Origin of the sequence: Candidatus Erwinia dacicola (assembly GCF_001756855.1) — a bacterium.
Classification (GTDB): Bacteria; Pseudomonadota; Gammaproteobacteria; order Enterobacterales; family Enterobacteriaceae; genus Erwinia; species Erwinia dacicola.
On sequence record NZ_MAYS01000029.1, the window covers coordinates 1 to 1817 of the forward strand.

Below are 1817 nucleotides of genomic sequence, written 5' to 3' on the forward strand. Positions count from 1 at the left end.
CGTTTTGCCGGTGCCACGGCGGGCGTTCACGCCACAAAAATGCTCTCTGACAGGCTGCATCGGATGGAAAAAAAACGATGGCTTCAGGCACTGGCTCTGGATAAGTTCGCCTGAAAAATGGCTTTCAGATGAGAAACACAGCAAAACGGCTTTTTTACGCATTATCATGCGACAGACCTGACGCAATAAGCCCCTTCCTCACCACAGCTCACGGTTAGGAAACCCCAAAAGGGTCGATTCAGTTTCCTAACCATGAACTAATATCCTCTGGATATCATGTTGTTGCAAAAGCGCTTGCCCCTCCGGGGCTGGCGCTTTTTTTTATTTTTTAAGCGGATAAAATTTTCTTGTCAGATTATTCCTCTGCACATCTTCCTGAAGTGCGGTTAGTGTGTGTAAAATTACATCCAATGGAAATGCCTGCCCAAGCCTGCAGCCCTTACCTTTCTGATCGCCGTGCGTTACGCCCCACAAATGTAAAGTTTTGCCAGCTTTGGTAGCAGGCTAAACCATCGTCATGAATGGGTGTCTGAGTTATTGTATCGCAGCTGATTGTAGTCAACATGCGTTACAGGTTCTCTGGTCCTTAACGTAAAATGAGCAATATGATGAAGCCATCACAAAAATTCCACCGGGGTTTTCTTCGCCCACGCTACTGGTTAACTTGGTTTGGCGTCAGCGTACTCTTCCTGCTGGTCCAACTCCCGTATCCTTTACTGCATAAGTTCGGCATCTGGATGGGACGCACCTCTATGCGCTTTATGAAGCGACGCGTCTCGATCGCCCGCCGCAATCTGGAGCTGTGCTTTCCGGATATGGACAAAGAGCAGCTAGAGCGCCGCATCGTCGGCAATTTCGAATCCCTAGGCATGGGCCTGATTGAAACCGGCATGGCTTGGTTCTGGTCCGACCACCGCGTGAAGCGCTGGTTTAAGGTCAATGGCCTGCATAACCTGCAGGCTGCTCAGGCCGATGGCCGTGGCGCACTGATTATCGGCGTGCACTTTATGTCGCTGGAACTTGGCGGTCGGGCGATGGGCCTCTGTCAGCCGATGATGGCCATGTATCGCCCGCACAACAACAAATTTATGGAGTGGGTGCAAACTAAAGGTCGCATGCGCTCGAACAAAGCGATGATCAATCGTCGCGATCTGCGCGGTATGGTACAGGCCTTGAAACAGGGTGAGGCCGTCTGGTTTGCACCGGACCAAGATTACGGCGCGAAGGGCAGCGTCTTCGCGCCGCTGTTTGCCGTGCCTGAAGCGGCCACTACCAGCGGCACTTGGATGCTGGCACGCATGGCAAATCCTGCGCTGATCACAGTTGTGCTTATCCGCAACGAAGACGACAGCAGCTATGAATTAGTAATCCAGCCAGAGCTGAAAAATTACCCGATCGAAAGCGAGCAGCAGGCCGCCGAGTATATGAATCGCGTTATTGAGCGCGAGATCATGCGTGCGCCCAATCAGTATATGTGGCTACACCGCCGCTTTAAAACGCGTCCAAGCGGGGCCAGCTCGCTCTATTAATCCTCGTTGACTCCCCTTCCAGCGCCACTGTGCGCCGGAGCTAGTCACTCTTTTTACACTTCAATAACAAAAACTGCTATCTCCCTCACATTGCTTCCATGTAGTGAAACTATTTGCACTATTTGTGACCATTGGTGCTATTTTTGCCCCGTCCTAGTACTCGATATTAATCAAACTTACCAAATACTTCTGAATATTAGCAATGCTTTCCAATAGATTCAGAGCTCTGCGGTCGAGTACGTCAAGTAGGTAGCCTGACGGCTGCGAATTGTCATAGCCTGCAGTGGC

General features: G+C 51.0%; 1 protein-coding gene. It reads left to right on the forward strand.

Translation table 11 applies throughout. The annotated features are described in order from the left end of the window. Positions 1-605: 605 nt before the first annotated feature. Positions 606-1529: a kdo(2)-lipid IV(A) palmitoleoyltransferase gene (gene lpxP / locus BBW68_RS00660; protein WP_102135737.1), complete on the forward strand. Its 924-nt coding sequence runs from the start codon at positions 606-608 to the stop codon at positions 1527-1529. The last annotated feature ends 288 nt before the right edge of the window (positions 1530-1817 follow it).